This is a genomic window from Candidatus Limousia pullorum (assembly GCF_057405065.1).
Map to the genome: position 1 here is coordinate 806,685 of NZ_CM171614.1, position 23,486 is coordinate 830,170.

Below are 23,486 nucleotides of genomic sequence, written 5' to 3' on the forward strand. Positions count from 1 at the left end.
TTATATCATCATGTCCGCCTATTGTCAACACTTTTTTAAAATTTTTTTATTTTATTCCCGATTTTTCACTGCGTTTTAAGTCTTATATGGGGAATAGACAAAATAAAAATCTGTAAAAGAATTAAAAATCGGTTTAGCTGTCGCATATGGGATAAATTTTAAATTATTACCATCAGCGACCTGTAAAAAATAAACTGCGCAAAATCAAACAAAAGATTTGAAAAAAATCCATACAGACAGCGACAAAAGAATTATGTCCGGATTTATATAATATATTTACATTCCCTTATAGGTAAAGGGACAGAATAAAATGAAATCAAGGACGTGAAGAAGATGTCAAAGCAGGCTGTTTTGAACAGAAAAACAAAATTTAACGCAGAGACCACAAAGGTGGTAAAATGGCTTATGGTCAAGGCGGCGTATCTGGTGACCTCTGCCGTTGTGTCAGGGGGAACAATACTGGGAGGACTTTCTCCTTTCGGAGCCTCTTTCTGCGCCGCAGTGCCTTACAACGCATTGCCGCCCTCTCTTATAGGCTCGCTGGTGGGATATACCTTTTCCTCTCCGGCGGAAAGCTTCCGATATATGGCGGTGGTTATGGGAATAGTGGGTATCAGGTGGGTTTTAAACGATTTAAAAATCGCAAACACAAGAATTTTTCCGGCTCTTGCCTCCTTTATTCCAATTGCCGCCACGGGAGTGGTGCTTCTCACCGCAGGCTCGGAAACACTGGAGGGCTTTACCGCCTGTATGACGGAAGCAATTATAGCATCTGCTGCCGCATACTTTTTTAAACAGACCTTAAACAGCGTAAGGTCAAAAAAAGCCGTCACTGCCTGGTCCAGTACGGAGCTTGCCATGCTGGTTATATCGGGATGTATATTGCTTTTGTCTGTAAGCTCAATATCACTTAACGGATTTTATCCGGCAAGGGTGCTGTCAATTTTGATTATCCTTGTGTTTGCCCGTTACGGCTCGGTTTCCGGGGGATGTATCTGCGGAACGGCTTTCGGAATGGTGTTCAGCCTTGCTCAGACCGGAGATTTTTACATAAGCGGAGCATATGCTTTCGGTGGTCTTATGGCCGGACTTTTTGCGCCGGTGGGAAAAATCTGTTCAGCCCTTGCTTTTGCTCTTTCGGCGGCTGTTATATCTCTCTGCGCAGGAGAGGGATTCCCTGAGCTTATGATGATTTTTGAATTTATCTGCTCGGCGGCTTTGTTTATGGTTATACCCAACAGCACGGGAAGCTTTATTTCCTCTGTCTTTTCCAACGACATGGACAGCCACATGGCTGACGCATTGAGAGAAAATGTTGTGTCAAGGCTTTCCTTTGCTTCAAAAGCCTTGGAGGGAGTCAGCAGCTGTGTTACCGGTGTGTCCGAGCGTTTACAAAGAATATATACGCCGTCAATCGAAGGGGTATACCAAAAAGCCGCAAATGAAGCTTGTCAGGGCTGTGGGCTTAGGGTATTCTGTACCGAGAAAGAGGGTGACGTTACAAAAGACGATTTCAACAGGCTGACACCCCTGTTAAAGGAAAAAGGAGAAGTGACCGCCCAGGACATAGAAAAACTATTTGTTAAAAAATGCTGTAAAAACAAGGAGCTTGCGGAAAGTATAAACAGAAACTACAAAGACTACCTTGCAAGCGTTGCCGCCGACAAGAGGATTACCCAGATACGCTCTGTAGTGGCGGGACAGTTCTCGGGACTGGGAAATATTTTAAACGACCTGTCCATAGAGTTTGACAACATCTGCGACTACGACTGCGAAAGTGCATCACGTGTCTGCGCCGCCGTGGAGGGTATGGGTATTGTTCCCATGCAGTGCAGCTGCCGAATAGACATGAATTCAAAAATGACCGTTGAAATCGAGATGACCGGAATAAATCCAAAGGATCTGAGCAGGGCAAGACTTTTGCGAGAGGTTTCAAGAAGCTGTATGCGCAGGTTTGATTCCCCATGTATCAGCGTTGCCGAGGACAGAATAAGGGCGGTTTTCAACGAGCTTCCGGAGTTTGACGTGCAGATAGGAACAAGCCAGCACATATGCGGAAATTCAACCCTCTGTGGCGACTGTGTGAACTACTTTACCGACGGAACAGGAAAAATGACAGCGGTTTTAAGCGACGGAATGGGCACAGGGGGAAGAGCCGCCGTGGATTCCAACATGGCTGTAAGCATTATGACAAAGCTTTGCCGCTCGGGACTTTCCTGTGAAAGCGCATTGCAGATTGTAAATTCTTCAGTTATGATAAAGTCCGAGGAGGAGTCATTGGCGACCCTTGACGTAACCTCGGTAAATCTTTTCAGCGGCGAGGTGGACATTATGAAAGCCGGCGCCCCTTTGACATACATCAAAAGAAAGGGCAGAGTTACAAGGCTTGACATGCCCTCTCTGCCTGTGGGAATTTTAAACAACGTGAAATTTTCAAAGGAGAGAATCAAGCTTTCCGAGGGTGACTGGGTGCTTATGGTATCCGACGGTGCGCTTTTCGGAAATGACAGCTGGATTGAGGATTTACTTGCGGGCTGGAACGAGGGACACGCCTCAAAGCTTGCAAAGGAGGTAATAAGCGGAGCGGAAAGCCGCCGCAACGACGGCCACGACGACGACATCTCCGCCATAGCCATAAAACTAATCCACTCTTAATTTTAAATCCGACCTGCAAAGGGCGGATTTAAAAATTAGCTTTCGTTTCAGGTCGGGCGAAACCTTTTGTTTAGTCTTTGGAATGGCTCGCTCTCGGTTGGGTTTGATTTTATTTTAAATTATATTATTGTTTATTATGAATTTAAATAGAAAACGAATCCCTACCCATGGGTGATTTTATTATTAAAACCATTTTCAGAAACCCTATTTGAAAGGTACACAGCGGCGGTGAAGATAAAAATAAAAATAACGCATTTTGTTATTACCAGAAAAAGGCTGTTTTCGGTGTACCGGGGGAGAATTGCATTTATTATTAAACCTGAGGAAATCCCCGTTATAATCGGAAAAATAATCCACGAAAAAATTTTCATATCTATATGGGCGACCTTTATAAGCCTTAAAGTGCTGAGTCCGGAATTTAAAATTGCACTGACATAGCAGACGATAATAACGCCTTTTGTTCCCATAAGCGGAAGCAGGGTAAAGGTGAGTATTACCCTTGTAACCGAATCAATAATATTATAAATCAGGTAGTGGAGCTGTTCGTTTAATCCCTTTAACATTCCGTCCACCACATTGTCAAGATACAAAAGGGGAATTATGGGGGACAGGACTTTTATAAAAAAACCAAGGCTTTTATCGCCGTAAATAAGCATAGCTATATCGTCCCCGAAAAATAAAAACATTGTGGCTACGCATATGGAAAAAACAAGGGAGAACCGCATAACACGCTGAGCCATGCGGCTTATTGTGCGGTTGTTGCCGGCGATTTTCGCTTCGCTCATTTCGGGAATCATAAGCATGGCGAAGCTGTATAGAAACACGTTGGGAAAAATCAAAACCGGCATAGCCATTCCCGTGATTTTTCCGTACTCCTTTAAAGCCGTACTGCTGTTCGCACCGTATTTTTTAAGACCATAGGGTATCAGCACATTTTCAGCCATTGAAAGTCCCGAGCGCAGACAGGAAGAAAGGGTCACAGGCGTTCCTATTGCCAAAGCCTTTTTTGCAAAGCCTGGGACTTTTTCGCTTTTTCTTCCCAGCCTTTTTACATCGTGGAGATACAAAGCCAGGGAGAAAAAGAAAGAGAAGAACTCAGCCAAGGCTGTTCCCAAAACAACGCCGCAGCAGGCGTATTCAAGACCCATTGGAATAAACCTAAGGCTTACGGTCATAAAAACGCCGATTTCGCAGACCTGTTCCAAAAGCTGTTCAAGTGCGGTTTTTACAGCCTGCCGCCTTGCGAAAAAATATCCCCTTAAACAGGAGGAAGCTGCCATAAAGGGTAGACTTGCGGACAAAACCTTTAAAGACAGAACGCTTCTGCTGTCCTTTAAAAAATATGTGCCTATTTCATTTGAAAAAACAAAAAGGCAGACGCCAACGGCGGCGGACATGATTACGGAAAAAGCCACACACCTTTTTACGGCAAAAAGTGCGCCGGCTTTGTTATCCTTAGCCAAAGTGTCTGTTACAAGTCTTGTGACCGTAAGGGTTATTCCCGAGGCGGCAAAGGTTGCGCTGAAAGAATAAACGGTCATTGCAAGTCCCATAAGACCGATGCCCTCTGCGCCGATTTTTCCCGATATGTAAATTCTGAAAAATACTCCCAGCGACCTTGTAATAAGCGTTATGGCTGTGAGCAGTAAAGCATTTTTTACAAATATCTCTTTTTTCATAATACTGCCCCCGATATTTCTTTAGCTTTTTAAATATATGAAATAGACCTGTAAAAAATAACTTTATTTCTAATAAAGAAAAATAAAATCCCGGCTATCGGTTAAAATTACATAAAGGTTCAAAATAAAAAACGAATTTTTTAGTGAAAAATGTTGCAAACAACATAAACTGTAGAAAAAGGAGAAAAATTATGAGCTATATAATTCTTACCGAGTCAAACTGTGACCTGTCGCCGGAGATGATAAAAAAGTGGAATATAGAAGTGCTTCCCATGCCCTATACAGTGGACGGAAAACCCTATTTGGGATATCCTGACGGCAGGGAAATGAAGATAGAGGAATTTTACCGACTTTTAAGAGAGGGAAAGGAGTCAAAAACCGCCGCTCCTAACCCTGCGGATTTCGTGGAAATGGCAGAGCCATTTTTCAAAGAGGGAAAGGACATTTTGTACATAGCTTTTTCATCGGGACTCAGCAGTACCTGCATAAACGCCAACATGGCGGCGGCAGAGCTTATGGAAAAATATCCCGAGAGAAAATTCTTGGTTGTTGACTCTCTTTGCGCTTCCATGGGTCTTGGACTTTTGACCGTTCTTGCCTGCGACAAAAGAGACGAGGGACTTTCCATTGAGGAAAACGCAAAGTGGGTTGAGGAAAATAAACTGCACCTCTGCCACTGGTTTACAGTAAACGACCTTTTCCATTTAAAGAGAGGGGGAAGAGTTTCCGCAACCTCCGCAATTTTGGGAAGCGCCTTGGGAATAAAGCCTGTTTTGCATGTTGACAACGAGGGACACCTGATACCTGTTTCAAAGGTGAGAGGAAGAAAGCAGTCCTTGGACGGACTTGTAAAAATGATGGCTGAAACCGTAACAGACGCCAAAAACGGCTATGTGTTTATATCCCACGGCGACTGCCTTGAGGACGCAAAGTACGTGGAAAAGCAGATAAAGGAAAAGCTGGGAAGCAAAAAGTTTTACATTAACTTTATAGGAACTTCAATAGGAACTCACTCCGGCCCGGGAACAGTCGCTCTGTTCTTCTTAGGCTCTCAAAGATAAAAAAATACGCCTGAAGCGGAAATGCTTCAGGCGTTAATTTTATTTAATGCGTTCTAAAAGGACTTTCATAACGCCCTCGTCGTTGTTGGAGGGAGCTATGTATTTGGCGGCGGCTTTTATGTCGTCGTGGGCGTTTTCCATGGCGTAGCTTTCCTTGCAGACCTTAATCATCTCAAGGTCGTTGTGATAATCTCCGAAAGCCATGGACTCTTCCGGCTTTATGCCGTATATATCCATAATCTTTTTAAGTGCCGTTCCCTTGTTTGTTTCTCGGTTCATAATATCAACCCAGCTGTCGCCGGAAAGCACTGCGGAAAGCTTGCCGCCCGGATTGTTCAGGTGGGCAATGGCGGGGTAAAGCTTTGTTTCCGCCTCTTTATTCAAAAATACCGCAATCTTTAAAATGTTATCGTCGCCTATCCGGTCAAGGCTTTTCATTTCAAATTTAACCTTGGCGTAATACATCTGAATATTTTTCAGGGCTATATCATCAACTGTGGATATGTAGGCGGATTTTGCTCCGCACAATACACAGGCAACGCCCTCTATTTTATGGATTTCCTTTAACAGCTCTTCAACAACGTCCATGTCGATTGAGTCTATAAAAAGAGGTTTTCCCTTTTCAAAAACCACGGCTCCGTTGTCGGCGATGAATATAAAATCCTCCACGTTGTTTGGGAAAGTCTTTATCAGATTAAAATATTGTCTGCCGCTGGCGATTACCATTTTTATGTCCTTGTGGGAAGCGGCGAAACTGCAAAAATCTTTCGGAAGCTCCTTTTTATCGTTGAGAAGAGTTCCGTCCATATCTGTGGCAACAAGCTTTATCACACACATTCTCCTTCCTTTATCTCCCTAATTATAACATCATATTTTTAAATCTTCAATATCACGGCAGTAAACGGTCTTGCCCTCTTTTATGGTGCAGAGGACTTTCAGGTTTTTCAGCTCCTCTTTTTTGCAGGTTAAGGGGTTTTTGTCAAGGATAATAAGGTCGGCTTTTTTGCCCTTTTCAATGGTTCCCTTGTCCTTTTCCTCGAAATACTGATAGGCGGCGTTTACGGTGACGGCTTTTAAAGCCTCGTACACTGGTATTTTTTCTTCCTCACCTATGCAAATGCCGTGCTGTGTTTCCCTCACCACACTGCTCCAGATTGTTTCCGCCATATCAGGTTCGATAACCGGCGAATCCTGATGGAATGTAAAAATCATTTTGTTTTTCAATGCGCTTCCCGCAGGGCTTATGTGAGAGCCACGTTCTTTTCCGAAGTTTTCCAGGTGGATTTCTCCCCAGTGGTAAACGTGAGCCACAAAGAAAGAGGCGATAAATCCTAAGTCTGCGGCTTCTTTAAGCTGGTCTGTTCCCATAAGCTGACCGTGGACTATGACCGGTCTTATTTTTGAAACCTCACATCCCTGTGATTTAAGCTTTTCTGCGGCTTCAAGATACTGCTGTACCGCTCTGTCGCCGTTGCAGTGTGCCAAAAGCTGCATGTTGTCATCAAGGGCTTTTTTCAAGGATGAGTAAACAGCCTCGTCGCTCATTGTATTGTATCCCCGGTAATCCTTTGAGTTTTCGTATGGCTTTCTCATCCATGCGGTTCTGCCTTGGGGCGAGCCGTCAAGGAAGATTTTATATCCGCCGATTTTTATGCGGTCTTTGTATTTTCCTTTGTGCTCTGAAAACCTTTCCGTAAAGCCTTTGCCCGAGTCTATTCCGCAGTAGCATACTGTGTCTAAAAACAATACCTTTTCTCTTTTCAGCATTTCATACATTGGCAGAAGCTCTGTGACAGTCATGCCCTCCTGAATGGTTGTGATACCGTAGGAGGCGTATTTTTCCTGAGCTTTGATATAGGCGTTTTTCATGTCCTCAAGGGAGGGCATGGGAACCTTTTTGCTAAGCTCGATAAAGGCGTTTTCCTCCATGTAGCCGGTGGGAACGCCCTCTTTTTTCTCTATGTTTCCGCCATTGGGAGATTGAGTATTTTTGTCGATTTTTAAAATCTCCATAGCCTTTGAGTTAAAGACGCCCATATGTCCCGAGCGGTGATGGATTATAACAGGGTAATCCTGTGAAACCTTATCCAGCACAGCGGCTCTGGGGTGGTCTTTTTCCTTGAGAAAATTCTGGTCGTAGCCCTTTGCCACTATCCATTTGCCTTTTTCCGGCTTTTGGGTTTGGATGTAGTTTTTGATTTTTTCGCATATGTCCTCAAAGCACTGCGCATCCTCAAGTGATATTTCTAAAAATGAGGTTGCCACCGAGGTAAAATGGCTGTGAGGGTCTATAAAGGATGTCATAAGTGTTCTGCCCTTTAAATCAACCCTTTTGTGGTTTTTAAAGCTTTCATCATTTAATATCTCAGAAAGCTTTCCCACAAAGGAAATTTTTCCGTCGGTCACTGCCACAGCTTCGGGATTTTCATTTTCTGCCATTGTGATTATGTTTCCGTTATAAAAGATTTTATCGGGGGAAGAATTGTTCATGGTTTTGCCTTTCCGGATTATAAATCCGATGAGTTTTCCGTTTCGGGATTTGCCTGTGTTGTTTTGCTGTCGGAGTTTTCAAAATGATGTTTTACCACCGGAATAAATCTTCTGGCGAACTTGCCCTGACCTCTCTTTTTAACATAGAAAAATCCGATAATACTGAACACAACTGCGCCTATGAAATTAACAAAAAGGTCTTTCATTGTGTCAAGAAGTCCTATGTCCAGATAGCCGTTGATTCCCAGAGAGTTTCCGTTTATGGCCGTATCGTGTATATTGTTTACGGCAATAGGCACGTTTATGCCCTCGGGGTTTAAAAGCACAGATGAAAACTGTGTTACGATTGTATCCTTCTGCATATCAGTGTGGAAGAAAAGGTCGCAGCCGCACTCGAAAAATTCCCACACAACTCCCACGGTCATTGAAAAACAGAAAGCGGTAAATGCAAGGAAAAAGGGTGAAAGCTTAAAGGTGAATCTTTCGTTTCGGTTGAAAATATCCACCAGCGCAAAGCCCACAGCGGCGCAGAGAAAACCGTTCATTGTGTGAAGCATTGTGTCCCAGAAGGGGATTTTTGTGTAGTAGCTCTGTATTTCTCCCAGTATTTCTGCCGAGAATATAAACAGCAGGATTATGATTTCCAAAGTGGACGGAAGCTGTATGCCGAAGTTTTTTTCCACAAAGGCGGGAATCATAAAAAGGGCGAGAGCCAAGGTGCACACAAAAAGGTTTTCATAGTTTCCTCTGATTACGGAAACCACCATTGCAAGTATTACAAAAAATCTCAGTGTTATAAAAACTGCAAAGGTGCTTTTGTTTGTTTTGATTTGCTCTAAAAGTCCGTAAAAAAACCTTTCGGACTTTGGCTTCTTTTCTTTTTTGGTCATTTGTTTCTCCTCTCCTTTTATTTATAGAATATGAAAAAAGGGACAGACTTTTCGGTCTGTCCCTGATTCGCAGTGATTAAAAAACCGCAGTATTAAAGGTTAAGATTTCCTCAGAACCTATAGTTCCGAGATGTAAGATTAAATGAACAATACTCTTACAGAACCGGCTTCGCCGTCTGCAACATAGTATGCACGGTTGTCCTCAGGCTTAACATAAATCTTAAGGTCTGTTACGTCTTTGCCGTAGCTGCCCTTAACGAGTCTTACGATTTCTTCGCCGGAAACCTGAACTCCGTTGTACTCAACAAAAATTTCTGTTGTTGCAGCAGGAGCAGCAACTTCAGCTGCCTCTTCTTTCTTAGCAGCTTTCTTAGTTGTAGTTTTCTTTGTTGCAGCCTTTTTTGTTGTTTTCTTAGCAGTTGCCTTTGCAGGAGCAGCAACCTCTTCTACCTTTGTATCAGCAGCGGTAACTGTCTCAACAGCCTCTTCTGCCTTTACAGCTTCAACCTTTGCTGTTTCTGTCTTTGCAGCCTCAGGAGCTGTCTTCTTTGTAGTTGCCATTGGTTTTACCCTCTTTCATTAAAAACTTTCTACTTTTGAATCCACAATTCTTCCTTGAAAATACAGGCCATCCCTAACCTGTTAATATGAATTATATATTTATTTTTTTGTGTTGTCAAATCTCTTGTGAATTTTCAGCATTTCCCATAAATTTGTGACCCTTACGGTTTGTTTTTACTGCATGATAACATTATTATTTTGTTGCATATGAGTTTTTTTTCACAAATTCCACGATGACGGTGACTGCCGATAATATTTAACTGAAAAATTACTGATACACTGATTTTTTCAGTAATTTTTGTAAGTTTTTTCAGCAATATTTTTTTATGTGTAAAAGCTTTAAACACATAAAATTTACCTAAAAATAACGAATGAAAAACAGAGTTTTTACAAAATTCTTAATGTGATGTATAAATATAAAAATCGACCAAAAACCCGGCAAAAATGGATTGTTTCTTAGAAGAAAACACATTGACAATAAAGCCGTGATAGTATAAAATTATTTTGGTGCTTTAGGAACATTATAGAGTTATAAGCGCAAATAAATAAAGTTTTGAAGGGGGATAAAAAATGGACGCTGGAAGTAGTGCAGGCGCTGTTCCCGGGCGAAGTAGCATCGGGAAAAAGCAGACGGATAAGTGTTTTTTGCGTCTGTTTTTTTCTCTTGCCTAATATAACCCGAACGTGTCTTTACTTCCCAAGTTATTTCTTAATCAAAAAGAATGGGAGGAAAAAGAATGGAGAAAGTATCGGTTACAATCACTGAAACAATCAAGGTTCTCTTGGAAGAAAAGAAATTTCGAACCTTGAGAGACATACTTACAACAATGAATTCCGCCGACTTGGCGGCACTTTTTGAAGAGCTTCAGGACGAAAAGATTACATTTCTTTTCAGAATGCTTCCAAAAGAGCTTGCGGCGGAAACCTTCGTCGAAATGGACGAGGACACACAGGAAATGCTCATCCACAGCTTCAGCGACAGCGAGCTTAAAGAAATCGTTGACGAGCTTTATGTGGACGACGCCGTTGATATTATCGAGGAAATGCCTGCAAACGTTGTAAAGAGAATTATCCGTCAGGCAGACCCTCAGACAAGAAAAGAAATTAACGAGCTTTTGAAGTACCCGGAGGACAGCGCAGGCTCAATTATGACAACTGAGTTTGTCACACTGCGCCCGAAGATGACCGCCGAAGAGGCTATCAAAAGAATCAGAAGAACAGGTATCGACAAGGAAACAATTTACACCTGCTATGTTGCCGACGATAAAACCGGCAAGCTTGCGGGAATTATCTCCATAAGAACTTTGCTTATCGCCGAGGATGACGAAGTGGTTGAAGACCTTATGGAAACAAACGTGATTTCCGTAAACACCCTGGACGACCAGGAGGACGTTGCCCATCTGTTTAACAAATATAACTTCCTGGCTTTGCCTGTAGTTGATACTGAAAACCGTCTTGTTGGTATCGTTACAGTTGACGACGCTATCGACGTTATGGAAGAGGAAACCACGGAAGATATGCAGAAGATGGCTGCTATCACACCTACCGACAAGCCTTACTTAAAGGTTGGTGTTATTGAAACCTGGAAAAGCCGTATTCCGTGGCTTTTGGTTTTGATGATTTCCGCAACCTTTACAGGAATGATAATCACATTCTACGAGGACGCATTGGCAACCTCCGTTGTGCTTTCCGCATTTATTCCAATGCTCATGGACACCGGCGGTAACTCGGGAAGCCAGGCTTCCGTTACTGTTATCCGAAGCCTTTCACTGGGCGAAATCGGATTTAAGGACGTTCCGAAAATCATCTTCAAAGAATCGAGAGTTGCCCTCCTCTGCGGAGCTGTGCTGGCTGTTGCAAACTTTGCAAAGATGATGCTCATCGACAACATGCTTATGTCAAATCCGGCAGTAACTGTTCCGGTTGCAATGGTTGTTTGTCTTACACTTGTTGTCACCGTTTTTGTTGCCAAGATTATCGGATGTACACTTCCTTTGCTTGCCAAGAAAATCGGTTTCGACCCGGCAGTTATGGCAAGCCCGTTCATCACAACCCTGGTTGACGCAATTTCACTTTTTGTTTATTTCCAGATTGCAACACATCTTCTGGGAATACAGGTTTAAAATTTAATATTAAAGAATTATCTCTTTTGTTCGGGACAAAATACACATGGTGATTTTAATGAAATTAAAACGATGTGCTTTCGGACAAAAGAGATTTGTTTTTAAAAGAAAAATTTCTCCCTCAAAAAGATTTTTTCAGGCTTTTTCAAAAGAGGAGCTGGAAAAGGATACAGACCTTTATTCCGTGGATTTTAAAAGGGCTTTTGCATTTTCCGCCGTGTCCCTTTGTGCCTATAACGGGGAGAAAATAAAAAACTGCCTTTCCTCCTGCGGCTTTACGGATATAAGGCTTTACAACTACCGTGACAAAAACGGAGTAAAACCCTGCGCCTTTGCTTTGGGAAAAAGAAAGCTTTCAAATTTTACCCTTGTGATGATTGCCGTAAGCGGAACGGTGAAAAAGCAGTGGTACAGTAATTTCGACCTTGGTGAAAAGAAGTTTCACCGTGGCTTTTACAGCTGCTGTTTTGAAGTCAAGAAAAACCTTTTGAAATATCTGGAAAAAGAAAAAATATCGGAACAAAATGTCAGGTATTTCGTAACGGGCCACAGCCGTGGGGGAGCGGCGGCTAATCTTTTAGGTGTGTATCTTTCCGAGAAATACGGCAAGAAAAATGTCTGCTGTATAACCTTCGGTGCGCCAAACGTGGCTTTTTGCGTAGAAAATAAAAAAGATTACGAAAATATAGTGAATTTTGAAAACCAAAACGATATAATAACAGTATGTCCTCCCGGTCAGTGGGGTTTTGGCAAATACGGCAGAATAATTTCTTTGGGAGAAAAGCCGAAAACCGACCTGCGCCGTGATTTTTCCCGCTGCGCATGGGAAATCGCAAAGGACAGAAACGAATATTACAGACTAAGAATAACATCCGAAAAGGGGAAATCCTTTACCCTTTATGAATATTTCCGTGTGCTTGCCGGACTTATGTCGAAAAAATATCCCCTTGGAGAGGTTTCAAGGTTTATGCTTTCAATGAACACACAGCTTGAGCCTTTGTCAAGGCTTGTTCTCGGCGAGTACGGCGAAAACCCGGGAAACATAAAGCCTCAGGATGTAAACAACCTTGTATGCGTAAAATCCCACATGGGTGAAACCTATTTAAAAAATATACTGGGACTGCTTTCCCAATGAAAGAAGGAATTAAAAAATGAAAATAGTTATAACCGACGCACAGACAATTACAAAAGGGGATATCTCCCTGGACTTTTTGAAAAAATACGGGGAAGTGGTGATATATCCACTGACATCAAAAGAAGAAATCTCCGAAAGACTCAAGGACGCAGACGCAGTAATATGCAACAAAACACCCCTGAACAGAGAAACTCTGGCAGGGGCGGAAAAGCTCAAATACATAGGACTTTTTGCCACAGGCTACAATAATATAGATATTGACTACTGCAACGAAAAGGGAATAACCGTCTGCAACGCCGGAAGCTATTCCACCAACGCTGTTGCCCAGCACACCTTCGCCCTTATTCTTGAACATTTCACACAGGTTGGAAAGTACAACGATTTTGTACAGCAGGGCGGCTGGAAAAACAGTCCCACATTTTCACCCTTTGTATTTGACATAAACGAGCTTTGGGGTAAAACCATAGGCATAGTTGGCTACGGAAGCATAGGAAAGGCAGTGGGAAGAATTGCCCACGCTTTCGGAATGAATATTCTTGCCCATTCAAGAAATTTTAAAGAGGTTGAAAACGGAAAATTCTGTTCCCTTGACCAGCTTCTTCAAAACAGTGACATCGTAACAGTTCACTGTCCGTTAAACAAGGACTCTGAAAAGATGTTTACAAAGGAAACCTTTAACAAAATGAAAAAGGGCGCATTTTTCGTGAACACCTCAAGAGGCGGCGTTCTCTGCGAAGAGGATTTAAAGGAAGCCTTGGAGAGCGGTCAGCTTTCCGGAGCCGGTATAGACGTTTTGGAAACAGAGCCGATGAAGCACGACTGCTGTCTGCTTGGTGTAAAAAACTGCATCATAACACCGCACATTGCCTGGGCACACTACGAAACAAGAATAAGGCTTATGGAAATAGTAGAGCACAACCTAAAATCCTTCATAAACGGAACCCCAACCAACAAAGTAAACTAATATTTTTATTTCCGAGTTTTTTATTTCCGCCTTGCAAAACTTTACTTTAAAAATAAACATCATTTCAAGGCGGGCGAGACGTTTTGCTTATTCTTTGGAATGGTTCGCTCCTGGTTGGGTTTGATTATTTTTTGTTTCCGACCTGCAAGGGGAAAATATAAAAATAAACTTCTGTTACAGGTCGGGCGAGTTTTTTATTTCCGCCTTGCAAAACTTTACTTTAAAAATAAACATCATTTCAAGGCGGGCGAGACGTTTTGCTTATTCTTTGGAATGCCTCGCTCTCGGTTTGTTTGATTTTGAATATTATAATTTTACAGCTGCGGTTATTTTACCGTGGCTGTTTTTATTATTCTTTTATTGAATTATCTTTAACTATGGAAAAAATAAAAAAGAAATAAAAAATATATAACCGGCATATGATTTAACAACGCATATTACTCAAGGATTGGAGGGTAGTCATTGTGAAAGGCGTTGTTGAAGAACGTGCTGTAGAGCTTGGGGAATACATACTGGAAAACAAGGAGACCGTCAGAGCGGCGGCGAGAAAGTTCGGCATAAGCAAAAGCACAGTCCACAAGGACGTAAGTCAAAGGCTTAAAAAGCTCAATCCGGCTTTGTACAGCGAAGTAAAGAAAATTTTGGATATAAACAAATCCCAAAGGCATATACGTGGCGGTCTTGCCACTAAAAATAAATATTTGAAATTATCCATGTCAAAAAAATCATCAGGCGATATTTGACCTAAACAGCTTAATATAAAGTCTATACTCCGTCAGCAAATTTTTAACAGCGAAAAAATATTTACAAATTTGTAATTTTATTGTATAATGAATTACAATTTAGTCAGTATTTTCGACTTTAAGAGGATTTAAAAGTTTTTACGTCGAAATTCGGCGGTTGACGGAGGAAAAAATGAAGAAGTTCAAAAAACTACTTTGCCTTTTACTGGCTGCTGCCTGCATAACGTCCTTTATTGCGTTTAATGCGGCGGCGGTAAGCCAAGACGAGCTTGACGCTTTGGAAGACAAACAGTCCGAGCTTGAAGAGGAGCAGGAAGAGCTTGACAAAGCCATGGAAGAGGCAAAAAAACAAATAGAGGATAAGGAAGCATATCTGGAAACAATCCGTGCTAAAATGGATTCCGTAGAGCAGGAAATCGATACAATGCGAGAGAAAATCCAGCTCTATGAAGAGGAGATAGAAACCCTCAACGCTGAAATTGCTTCAAACGAACAGGAAATTGAAGACGATTACGAGGTTCTCAGAAGCCGACTCAATGCTATTTACAAGTCCGGCAACGCTTCATCCCTGGAAATAATTCTGGGAGCTAAGGATTTTAACGACTTTGTTGACAAGAGCGTTATTGTTGAGGCTGTAGGAAGATTTGATAAAAACCTTATCGACGGCTTGAATAATTCTATAAATGAAAAAAATACACTTATAGAGGAAACTCAGAAAGCAAAGGATGAGGTTACCAAGACAAAGCAGGAACAGGAAGCAAAACTCGATGAGCTGGCACAGCTTGAAACAGAGGGAAAGGCTGTTATAGAAGAGCTTAGAACTCAGGTTGACGGCTATGAGGAAAGAGAAGCTGCCATTGCCGCAGAAAAAGACCAGCTTATGGATGAAATAGCCAAGTGGCATGAGGAATATGTAAAGGAACAGGAAGAACAGAAGAAGGAAGAGGAAAACTCATCCTCCGGCGGTTCATCTGACGGAGATTCTTCATCAGGAGGTTCATCATCCGGTGGCTCTTCAGAGGGCGGCTCATCCTCAGGTGGTTCATCTGACGGCGGCTCTTCATCAGGAGAACCAACAGGCGGAAGTTATCTTTGGCCGGCACCGGGATGTACTGTTATAACCTCATATTGGGGCGATGGCAGAGCACACCAGGGTCTTGATATTGCATGTTACGGAAGCGCATACGGCAAACCTATTGTGGCAGCGGAATCAGGAACGGTTATCAGAGCAAACAAAACCGACGAATGGGGTTCAGGCTGGGGTTATCACATTATGATAGACCACGGCAGCGGATATGCCACCCAGTATGCCCATTGCAGCCAGGTTCTTGTAGATGTAGGCGATTACGTTGAACGTGGCCAGCTTATCGGATATATCGGAAATACGGGAAATTCTTTCGGAGCTCACCTCCATTTTGAATGTTGGTACAACGGAGTAAGATATGACCCGGCTCCTACGTTGGGCTTATAAAATGTAATTTTACAGCGGCGAGGTAAAAAACGCCGCTGTTCTTTTTTGTATATTCAATAACCAAAAGGCTAAAAATCACTGTTATTTTTGGTTTGACCGTGATATAATAAAACAACATGGTAAATTTTTTGAGAAAAGGAGGGTGAAAAATGGAGGAAGAATTTCAGAGCAGTCAAAATCAAACGGAAGATGAAACACAGTTTCAAAAATTTCAAATGATGGATAAACCTTATCAGAGCTTTATCGATAAAAAAGCCAAGATGGGGCAGAAGGAATTTTCCTTTGTACCTCCTAAAAAACACCCGGATGAGAATTTTCCCCAGGATATTTCTTTTGAGGAAGAGGAAAAATTCTCGGAAGCTGAAAACATACAACCGGCGGAAAAGCCGCTTTTCCCTCAGGGTGAGAGCTTGCCAAACCCTTACGGAGAAGCTAAATGGCAGAGCTTTAGCCCGGATGTTCCGGATTTTCAGATTCCCACAGTTCAGCCGCCTGTTGCAAGTCAGAACTTAACGGAAGGCACTGAACAAAATAAAAAAAGCAGGAAAAACACGGGACTTATAATTTTTCTTGCGACAGTGGGAGTTATTTTCTGCGCAGTCGCTGTGGGCTTTGTTGTTCTTATGTATTCCGACGGAAATAATGATTATGAGGGAAATTCCGTTGAAACAACCACCACAGAGGAACAGACATATGAGGAAGAACCCACGGAAAGTTCAACCCAGTACATAGATTATCTCCGTGACGATGTATCAATAGAGCTTGTGCCCCAGACAGTGGACGGCGAGTCCTCGGCGGAAAAGGCATATGAAAAAATTCTGCCCTCCACCGTGCTTATTGTGACAAATAAAGAGGAGTGGAGCGAAAATGTTTCCGAGGTTTACCAGGGAACAGGAGTTGTAATTCACAGCGACGGATATATAGTTACAAACAGCCACGTTGTAGACAATTCAAGGGACAGCCAGGTTATGGTTATAGATAATATGGGAAATATTTCACAGGCGGTAGTTGTGGGCTGTGACCCGGAAACGGATATTGCGGTTATAAAGGTTGACGGTATAGACCTTGAGCCTGCGGAGTTTGCGGAAACCGAGAATCTGAAAGTGGGTCAGGAGGTTGTGGCTCTGGGAAATCCCGAGGGCATATATTTCAGGAACAGCCTTACAAAGGGGATTGTATCAGCCATAAACAGAAAGCTTGACAAGGAAATAACCTATATACAGGTTGACGCCGCCATAAATCCCGGAAACAGCGGAGGCCCTCTGTGCAATATGGACGGGCAGATTATAGGTATAAACACCTCAAAGCTTGCTAAGGAAAATTTTGAGGGCATAGGTCTTGCCATACCCTCCGATACAGTTCGTGAGGTTGCCAACGACATTATAAAATACGGAGAAGCGAGGGAAAGGCTCAGTCTGGGAATTTACGGTTATAGAATTACCGAGGAGGACAGCGAAGAAAGCGGAATGCCTGCCGGAGTTTTGATAGCCGAAGTGATAGAGGAAAGCCCTGCCTATAACAGCGAGCTTCAAGCCGGCGACGTGGTGGTGTCCATAGACGGGGAAACCGTGGACAGCGTGGAGGATATCAAAAGAATACTTTACGATAGAAACGACGGAGATGTTATGGAAGTGGGATATATGCGCCCGGTTCAGGACGAGGAAAATGACACCGTATATTGGGAAGAGCTTTACTGTGAAATAGAGCTTTATTATTACTGATTTAAAATCTCAAAAAAATTTTGGATTTTTTGAAAAAAATGTTTGCAATTTCATTTAACATATGATATAATAAAAAACGGTCAATGACCTGAAGTTATTGCCGTTAAAATGGCCCGGTAGTTCAGTTGGTTAGAACGCTAGCCTGTCACGCTAGAGGTCGACGGTTCGAACCCGTTCCGGGTCGCCATTTTTTTTCGCTGGTATAGCTCAGGCGGCAGAGCGCATCCTTGGTAAGGATGAGGTCGGCAGTTCGAGCCTGCCTATCAGCTCCAGAATTTCAACCACCGATTATGTCGGTGGTTTTTTTGTTGTATATGGAAATAGAAAAGAATAAACACAGTAAAATTATTATTCTATAAAAGAAAACAGCCACGGTAAAACAACCGTGGCTGTAACTGTAATATTTAAAATAAAACTCAACCGGGAGCGAACCATTCCAAATATTAAACCGAAGGTTTCGCCCGACCTGTGCAGGTGTTAATTTCTATGTTAAACCTTTGCAGGTCGGAACCAAAAATCATTTTATGTCGTTCTTTTTGGAAAGATGATTTATAACAAGGAATATTGCTACCAAAAGAACAGCGGAAATCAAAAGTGAAATAATCCAGCTCTTTGTGATACCGGCGATAATATAACCGATAGCGGAAACTGCGGCAACAACCAGTGCGTACTGCATCTGAGTTGAAACGTGGTTGATGTGGTTGCACTGTGCGCCTGCCGACGACATGATTGTTGTGTCGGAAATAGGTGAAATGTGGTCGCCGCATACAGCTCCTGCCAAAACTGCGGATACGGAAATAACCATCATGTTTTGGTCTGTGGAAGCGAACATGCCGATAACTATAGGAACAAGAATAGCAAATGTTCCCCATGATGTACCTGTTGAGAAACCAAGGAAAATAGCTATTGCAAACATGATTACAGGGATGAAAATGCTTGCGCTTGCGTTGTTGCCAACTGTGGTTTTAACGAAATCACTGATTGCAAGCTGGTCGCCCATGCCTTTAAGAGTCCATGCAAAAACAAGGATTGTGATTGCAGGAACCATGAGCTTGAAGCCCTCTACAAGGCTTGACATAAAGTTTCCGAAACGGAGAACTCTTCTTGGGAGATACAAAAATCCCATGAAAATAACTGTTATAATTCCGCCGAAAATAAGGCTCTTGCTGGAATTGCAGTTTGCAAAAGCGTCAACTACGTTTGTAGCTCCGGAAAGGAAACCTGTGTAAATCATTGCGCCAACTGCTGAAATAATGAGAACGATAACAGGAAGAACAAGGTCGATAACTTTGCCCTTTGCGCTGAGGTTCTGAGGCTGAGATTCAGAGCTTTCAATGTCGTCCTTGCCGCTGGTGAAAAGGTCGCCTTTTGCGGCGTTTCTCTCGTGTATCTTCATTTTGCCGAAGTCAATTCCTGTTACAGCTAAGAATACAACTGCAAAAATTGTAAGCAAAGCATAGAGATTAAATGGAATTGTGTTTATGAAAAGCTGAAAACCTGACATTGAGCTGTCCTCAGGTACGTATGAGTTTACCGCAGCAGCCCAGCTTGAAATAGGGGCGATAATACATACAGGAGCAGCTGTTGAGTCGATTATGTATGCAAGCTTTGCACGGGAAATTTTGTTTTTGTCTGTAACAGGGCGCATAACTGAGCCAACTGTAAGACAGTTAAAATAGTCGTCAACGAAAATAAGACAGCCAAGACCTGTTGTGGCAAGCAATGCGCCTTTTTTGGTCTTTATTCTTTGGCTTGCCCAGTCGCCGTAAGCCTTAGAGCCTCCGGACTTTGTCATAAGAGCAACAACCATTCCCAGAAGAACTAAGAAAATAACAATGTTAAGGTCGATGCTGTCAGCCATTGTGGTGAAAAGTGTGTCAAAGGTTTCCCAAGGATGGAAACCTGCTACAAAAAGCGCACCCAAAAGAACGCCCGCAAAAAGGGATACATAAACCTCTTTTGTGATAAGGGCAAGGGTAATCGCAAGGATAGGCGGTACTATAGACCACCATGTTCCGATAAACAATTTGTCCAACTCCTAACTTTTTTCATTTATCTATCACGTTCCATATAACAGATATTCATATAGTAAAATAGTTTTGGCAGAATGTCAACAATTTTCTGACTTTTGCGCCATATTTTTTATGTTTTTTAACTTTGTTACACCGGACTGTACTTTTTATGATTTATTAGAAATAAAATAGACACAGTCTGCCGTTTTTTAAAGGAAAGCGCAAAGCTTCCCTTTGAAAAGCAAACCATGTCCAATCATACCGGGTTACACCCCATTTACTGTCAGTTTTATTATACAGTAAATTATACAGTAAAATTTAAATATCCGGTTTTATGTAAGAATGCTCCTATCAAATATTGTGATTTGGAGTATAATGCAAATGAATATTTTGATAGTCGTTTTTTGCATTTATAAGACTTATCATATCATCGATAAAGCTTATGATATAGTAGGTATCAGTTTCCAAAGAATCTGTCAATCCGTTGTTTTTATTATCGAAAAAGATTTTAGCTGATCTATATAACTCTTTCTTATACTTAGTTAACAACTCTCCGATATCAATTAATAAATTATTATCGGAAATCCGACTGCTTTCTAAAACATCATGTATTGTTTCTATGCCTTCTTTTTCATGCTTTTGCAAATTCAAAAAAATGCAGATTATACAAATCATAAAAGCACTTATATTTCCGAAAACGGCTTCCAATTTATCGCTTAAGTATCTGAAAGTCTTTTGGTATGTTTTGTTACACCTGCCTTTATTTTCTCCGTATTGTACGTTAACAATATTATTATCATTTATTTCTGAATATTGCTTAAAAATAAATGCCTGAGGTTGACCGTAAAATCCGTTTTTTTTGCAAAGCTTAAATATCAAAGCATTTGTTATTTTAATCACATATTTTTTTCCTCCGGCATATGTCAAAAACAAAAAATGCAATTCCTTGATATTCATGCAGTCACAGATTTTTTTAATTTGGGAAGCGAAATAACATTCGTGACCTAAAAATCTGCATATTTCACATTCGGGATAACCTAAAAAATTACATTTCACAAAAGTATACATCATTACAAGCGAATAAGCAATTTCATTATCAATATAAATATTTTCATTACTTTTATCTGAATCGTTCATTTTAACATACCCCTTTATTGTTCCTCTATGCCCTTTAATCCTCCTTGTGCTATCAATAGATACCGATATATTTCATAATTTCTTCAAAATTTTTTTTCAGATGAGGATCGTTTTTGTTAACCGCATATGCGGAACTGATTCCTGCTACCAAGTCTTGAGGCGCAACTTCGCTGAAAGAATCTTGAAAATAATTAAGAAATTTTGTATGGTGACTTCCCTTCGATTCTTTATCCATATGTTCAGCAAACTTTTTCAAATCTGTATAGCCGCGCCTTATGCTGTTAAAGTAAAACAGCCGGAAGTCATAGCTTTCCAGTGGATATTTGTCAAATATATATCTGTATATCTGTTCTCCGTTAATAATGGATGTGGAAATAATTTTCTCATTATTATTATATTCAAAAATTTTAGGAGCGCCCGAACCGTCTCCGCAGTCCCAGCTGTTTATAAACACCTTTATTATGGTTTCCATCGGCAGTTCAGTATTATAAATATAATAAACATCGTCCGCTCTGAGTCCTTTTAACCTTTCTTCCATATTCTGCGCTCTCAACTCGTCGATTTTTCTTATCTCGCTTAAATATTCTGGCAGAGCTTTCCTCAGACATTGTTCAATCGAAATATTATCTTTGTCATTCTTACAATTCTCTCTTGTTTCCTTGAGTTTAGAAACGCATTCCTTCTCACTTGATTGTTCTAATTCTGATTTCTTCAGCGCCTTATAGTAATACTCATGTTCAAATGCTGAGCTTTCGTCATTAAAATCAATACTTTCAACGTATGTTTCGTTGAAAGTTTCGATACATTCAATACCGGGAACAGGTTCATCTGTTTCATCTTTATCAAAAAGAATGCAGCTGCGCTTCAAAACCGTTTCGATCAGCTTGCTGATTATAAAGGTAAACCACTCGTACAAATAGATATACTCTTCATCCGGCTTATCATTGATATTGTCAACAATATCCTTTATATTTAAACGTATACTCTTACTTATTTGTGTATATTTTTCCAAAAAAGACAGTATAACATCAGAATAGGAAACAAACTCTGATTTTTTTATGGACGGCAAATAGGCAAAAGGTATTACCGCCGCGTTATTATTTAAAGAGGCATCTTCGTTATCGTTTGAGCCCGGGATCATTTCTGTTCTGAAATACAATCTGAGAAATGGAACAATGCCCAGCCTTTTTAATAATTTGTAAAATTCAGGAAATACCTGAAAATCAGAGGCTGTAAGCTCTTTTATATAACTTTTTAAATCTATTCTATTAAACAGGGTATTTGTCTGCCGGGTATAGTCTGAGTCTCTGTTAATAAGCTCACATATTTTATCAATGTCCTTAAACTGAATATTTACGGTATCAACATAAGATGTATATCCGATATTTGTGACCGCAATAAACAGATTCAGCTCATCTGAAACAGATCTCCAGCAGGCTTCGCTTACTTTTACCTCATCTTCATAATTTATAAAGTGATCTTTGATATTATTCAGGCATTTAGCGTCCTCGTTAATCAAAAAAGCGTGAAGTTTTATGTTTATATTTTTGCAATTCCAATTGTACTTTACCTCTAATAGCTTCTTAAGCTTATCATAGTATTTTTGCATAGTGCGTCCGTTTATCACTATGTCATCCATAATAAGAATCGTTTTGCTACCTGTACCATTTGTGTTTGAAATCTGGCTTATGAAATTGCTGGTGTAAAAATTTCCGCTTTTTTTATAATTTTCATCTTCCAGTGCTTTTTCCATGATCTTAAAAAGCACATAAGAACGCCTTGTGATCATGATTTTACTCTGATAATTTTTTGAAACGTAAACAGCCCTGTAGAAATTATACAGAGCTTCAAAGTTTTCGGCAACTCTCTTTTTATCTTGATATTTTAAATATGAAATGTAACAATTTCTCAAAAAGATTTTTTTGCTGCTCTCACTGTTCCCCTTTACTGCATCTATGAGCATCTATAACACCTGTCCCGTAAATTTTTGTTGATTTTCGTTTGTTTGCGGCAGCTCGGAAAATGTGATTTTATGTATGGTCTTGTTTATTATCTTGCCTTCGCAAAGACCGTCCATAACAATCAAACTGTCTTCAGGTTTTCCCCTGAGGGAAATCATCTGTACATCGAACCGAACCGACGCAGAAAAAACTCTGTTTTTATTTTTGCTTAAGTGATATTTCTGAATGAAATTGCTTTGGGAGGTGTCAGGCGGGTCAGCAATTTCGCTAAAAAATACCTCTATTCCAAAACACACATTGTTTCTGGTAAAATAGTTCAGAAACTGCATTATTGCTTCAAATATACATTTTTTCGCTTCTTCTGTATTAACCAGTATATATATATTCCCGTTCTTTACTTTAACGCAGTCATTGCCAATAATACATGGTCTTTTATCATTGCTCTCTTCCGAATTTGTTATCTGAACCTTGGTTATTGACAAATTATGATAGGAAAGAAAGTATTCCGTACCCATACTTATTACGAAATATTTTTCATTGTCGCAGCGATTAAAAATATCGTGTACGTCTTTCGTAAAGCAATCGAGGTCATTGTTTAAGTAGTTGTATATACTGATTTTATCCTTTGTTTTTTGAACCACATCGCCGATTTTTTCATTAAACGCCTGCTTCTTTGCTTCAAAACTTTCTTTGGTTTGTTTAAGCATCTGGATTACAGCAATTAAAAAAGCCGCCATAAAGGTCAAAAAGGCGACTACTATTGAAAATCCACCATTATCGTCAAGGTCCGAAGAAAAGCTGAATAAATTCAAGAAGTACATCAAATTCAAAGCGAACATAACCGCTATGCCGAAACAAATACACGAAACAGAAACCGCGAACA

17 protein-coding genes and 2 tRNA genes are annotated in these 23,486 nt (G+C 40.9%); 10 read left to right on the top strand and 9 right to left on the bottom strand.

The window, feature by feature from the left end:
- Nucleotides 1–333 precede the first annotated feature (333 nt).
- Nucleotides 334–2,655: a SpoIIE family protein phosphatase gene (locus tag CGICJO_RS03565; RefSeq protein WP_486499665.1), complete on the top strand. Its 2,322-nt coding sequence runs from the start codon at nucleotides 334–336 to the stop codon at nucleotides 2,653–2,655.
- A gap of 161 nt (nucleotides 2,656–2,816) precedes the next feature.
- Here the strand turns inward: CGICJO_RS03565 and CGICJO_RS03570 are convergent, their stop codons facing one another.
- Nucleotides 2,817–4,334, bottom strand: a complete 1,518-nt coding sequence (locus CGICJO_RS03570; protein ID WP_486499666.1) for an oligosaccharide flippase family protein — start codon at nucleotides 4,332–4,334, stop codon at nucleotides 2,817–2,819.
- A 191-nt stretch (nucleotides 4,335–4,525) separates the two neighbouring features.
- Between CGICJO_RS03570 and CGICJO_RS03575 the strand changes: the two genes are divergently transcribed.
- Nucleotides 4,526–5,395 carry a DegV family protein gene (locus CGICJO_RS03575; protein WP_486499667.1) on the top strand — a complete coding sequence of 290 codons (870 nt, stop codon included), beginning with the start codon at nucleotides 4,526–4,528 and terminating at the stop codon, nucleotides 5,393–5,395.
- 39 nt (nucleotides 5,396–5,434) lie between these two features.
- Here the strand turns inward: CGICJO_RS03575 and CGICJO_RS03580 are convergent, their stop codons facing one another.
- The 4 genes from CGICJO_RS03580 to CGICJO_RS03595 form a co-directional block, all read right to left on the bottom strand.
- Entirely contained in the window at nucleotides 5,435–6,226 is a 792-nt protein-coding gene (locus CGICJO_RS03580) for an HAD family hydrolase (RefSeq protein WP_486499668.1), read from the bottom strand.
- Between the two features lie 36 nt (nucleotides 6,227–6,262).
- Nucleotides 6,263–7,885, bottom strand: coding sequence for an amidohydrolase (locus CGICJO_RS03585; RefSeq protein ID WP_486499669.1), 1,623 nt, complete (start codon nucleotides 7,883–7,885; stop codon nucleotides 6,263–6,265).
- Nucleotides 7,886–7,902: 17 nt separating this feature from the next.
- On the bottom strand, nucleotides 7,903–8,775 hold the full coding sequence (locus tag CGICJO_RS03590; protein WP_486499670.1) for a DUF2238 domain-containing protein: 873 nt from the start codon (nucleotides 8,773–8,775) through the stop codon (nucleotides 7,903–7,905).
- 138 nt (nucleotides 8,776–8,913) lie between these two features.
- The gene (locus CGICJO_RS03595; protein ID WP_087378583.1) at nucleotides 8,914–9,336 is read right to left on the bottom strand and encodes a DUF6465 family protein; all 423 of its coding nucleotides are present in this window, start codon (nucleotides 9,334–9,336) and stop codon (nucleotides 8,914–8,916) included.
- 737 nt (nucleotides 9,337–10,073) lie between these two features.
- On the opposite strand from CGICJO_RS03595, the gene mgtE reads away from it, so the two are divergent.
- From mgtE to CGICJO_RS03635, 8 genes are all read left to right on the top strand, one after another.
- Nucleotides 10,074–11,459: a magnesium transporter gene (gene mgtE / locus CGICJO_RS03600; RefSeq protein ID WP_486499671.1), complete on the top strand. Its 1,386-nt coding sequence runs from the start codon at nucleotides 10,074–10,076 to the stop codon at nucleotides 11,457–11,459.
- Between the two features lie 58 nt (nucleotides 11,460–11,517).
- On the top strand, nucleotides 11,518–12,594 hold the full coding sequence (locus CGICJO_RS03605) for a lipase family protein (RefSeq protein ID WP_486499672.1): 1,077 nt from the start codon (nucleotides 11,518–11,520) through the stop codon (nucleotides 12,592–12,594).
- Nucleotides 12,595–12,610: 16 nt separating this feature from the next.
- The gene (locus tag CGICJO_RS03610; protein WP_486499673.1) at nucleotides 12,611–13,558 is read left to right on the top strand and encodes a D-2-hydroxyacid dehydrogenase; all 948 of its coding nucleotides are present in this window, start codon (nucleotides 12,611–12,613) and stop codon (nucleotides 13,556–13,558) included.
- 464 nt (nucleotides 13,559–14,022) lie between these two features.
- Nucleotides 14,023–14,301, top strand: coding sequence for a sporulation transcriptional regulator SpoIIID (spoIIID, locus tag CGICJO_RS03615; protein ID WP_087378592.1), 279 nt, complete (start codon nucleotides 14,023–14,025; stop codon nucleotides 14,299–14,301).
- Between the two features lie 172 nt (nucleotides 14,302–14,473).
- A complete protein-coding gene (locus tag CGICJO_RS03620; RefSeq protein WP_486499674.1) occupies nucleotides 14,474–15,772 on the top strand; it encodes a murein hydrolase activator EnvC family protein in 1,299 nt (432 codons plus the stop codon).
- Between the two features lie 149 nt (nucleotides 15,773–15,921).
- Nucleotides 15,922–17,493: a S1C family serine protease gene (locus CGICJO_RS03625; protein ID WP_486499675.1), complete on the top strand. Its 1,572-nt coding sequence runs from the start codon at nucleotides 15,922–15,924 to the stop codon at nucleotides 17,491–17,493.
- Between the two features lie 110 nt (nucleotides 17,494–17,603).
- A tRNA-Asp gene (locus tag CGICJO_RS03630) sits at nucleotides 17,604–17,680 on the top strand.
- 9 nt (nucleotides 17,681–17,689) lie between these two features.
- Nucleotides 17,690–17,765: transfer RNA gene (locus tag CGICJO_RS03635), tRNA-Thr, on the top strand.
- A 245-nt stretch (nucleotides 17,766–18,010) separates the two neighbouring features.
- Here CGICJO_RS03635 and CGICJO_RS03640 read toward each other — a convergent pair.
- The 4 genes from CGICJO_RS03640 to CGICJO_RS03655 form a co-directional block, all read right to left on the bottom strand.
- Nucleotides 18,011–19,519: a Na+/H+ antiporter NhaC family protein gene (locus CGICJO_RS03640; protein WP_486499676.1), complete on the bottom strand. Its 1,509-nt coding sequence runs from the start codon at nucleotides 19,517–19,519 to the stop codon at nucleotides 18,011–18,013.
- 337 nt (nucleotides 19,520–19,856) lie between these two features.
- Nucleotides 19,857–20,642: a hypothetical protein gene (locus CGICJO_RS03645; RefSeq protein WP_486499677.1), complete on the bottom strand. Its 786-nt coding sequence runs from the start codon at nucleotides 20,640–20,642 to the stop codon at nucleotides 19,857–19,859.
- Nucleotides 20,643–20,694: 52 nt separating this feature from the next.
- On the bottom strand, nucleotides 20,695–22,605 hold the full coding sequence (locus CGICJO_RS03650) for a hypothetical protein (RefSeq protein WP_486499678.1): 1,911 nt from the start codon (nucleotides 22,603–22,605) through the stop codon (nucleotides 20,695–20,697).
- Nucleotides 22,606–23,442 (bottom strand): hypothetical protein, encoded by an 837-nt coding sequence (locus tag CGICJO_RS03655; RefSeq protein WP_486499679.1) that lies wholly within the window; start codon nucleotides 23,440–23,442, stop codon nucleotides 22,606–22,608. It abuts the gene before it with no gap.
- Nucleotides 23,443–23,486 lie beyond the last annotated feature (44 nt).

Excerpts from the sequence above, each read along its gene's own strand:
- CGICJO_RS03610 (WP_486499673.1), top strand. The coding sequence starts at position 12,611 with ATGAAAATAGTTATAACCGACGCACAGACAATTACAAAAGGGGATATC.
- CGICJO_RS03590 (WP_486499670.1), bottom strand. The coding sequence starts at position 8,775 with ATGACCAAAAAAGAAAAGAAGCCAAAGTCCGAAAGGTTTTTTTACGGA.
- CGICJO_RS03620 (WP_486499674.1), top strand. The coding sequence starts at position 14,474 with ATGAAGAAGTTCAAAAAACTACTTTGCCTTTTACTGGCTGCTGCCTGC.
- CGICJO_RS03565 (WP_486499665.1), top strand. The coding sequence starts at position 334 with ATGTCAAAGCAGGCTGTTTTGAACAGAAAAACAAAATTTAACGCAGAG.
- CGICJO_RS03605 (WP_486499672.1), top strand. The coding sequence starts at position 11,518 with ATGAAATTAAAACGATGTGCTTTCGGACAAAAGAGATTTGTTTTTAAA.
- CGICJO_RS03570 (WP_486499666.1), bottom strand. The coding sequence starts at position 4,334 with ATGAAAAAAGAGATATTTGTAAAAAATGCTTTACTGCTCACAGCCATA.
- CGICJO_RS03655 (WP_486499679.1), bottom strand. The coding sequence starts at position 23,442 with ATGTTCGCTTTGAATTTGATGTACTTCTTGAATTTATTCAGCTTTTCT.
- CGICJO_RS03650 (WP_486499678.1), bottom strand. The coding sequence starts at position 22,605 with ATGCTCATAGATGCAGTAAAGGGGAACAGTGAGAGCAGCAAAAAAATC.
- mgtE (WP_486499671.1), top strand. The coding sequence starts at position 10,074 with ATGGAGAAAGTATCGGTTACAATCACTGAAACAATCAAGGTTCTCTTG.
- CGICJO_RS03575 (WP_486499667.1), top strand. The coding sequence starts at position 4,526 with ATGAGCTATATAATTCTTACCGAGTCAAACTGTGACCTGTCGCCGGAG.
- CGICJO_RS03585 (WP_486499669.1), bottom strand. The coding sequence starts at position 7,885 with ATGAACAATTCTTCCCCCGATAAAATCTTTTATAACGGAAACATAATC.
- CGICJO_RS03595 (WP_087378583.1), bottom strand. The coding sequence starts at position 9,336 with ATGGCAACTACAAAGAAGACAGCTCCTGAGGCTGCAAAGACAGAAACA.
- CGICJO_RS03625 (WP_486499675.1), top strand. The coding sequence starts at position 15,922 with ATGGAGGAAGAATTTCAGAGCAGTCAAAATCAAACGGAAGATGAAACA.
- CGICJO_RS03645 (WP_486499677.1), bottom strand. The coding sequence starts at position 20,642 with ATGAACGATTCAGATAAAAGTAATGAAAATATTTATATTGATAATGAA.